This is a genomic window from Sulfitobacter sp. HI0027, from assembly GCF_001634775.1.
Taxonomy (GTDB): Bacteria; Pseudomonadota; Alphaproteobacteria; order Rhodobacterales; family Rhodobacteraceae; genus Sulfitobacter.
Genome location: NZ_LWER01000331.1, coordinates 1 through 225 on the forward strand (window position 1 = coordinate 1; position 225 = coordinate 225).

At 57.3% G+C, this 225-nt stretch carries 1 protein-coding gene; it reads right to left on the reverse strand.

The window, feature by feature from the left end:
• The coding region (locus A3722_RS16240; protein WP_201722054.1) for a ferric reductase-like transmembrane domain-containing protein at window positions 1-225 on the reverse strand (225 nt) is incomplete at both ends.

Genomic DNA, 225 nt, shown 5'->3' on the forward strand with positions numbered 1-225 from the left:
TGATATAGGGCCGCTTTAGAATATCCGCCCAGACTCGCGAGAGCGTCTGCACATCCAACACGGCCCAGACGGTGAGATGCGCAAGCGCATAGACAAAGGTCATAACACCAATGGCCCGGCGAAAGCGCAGTAAGTTCAGCCCAACTGTCCGGCGTAGGGGGGTGACAATCAGCCCAGCAATCAAAAGGCGCAGCGCCCATAGGCCATAGAGATGCTCCAGCCCTT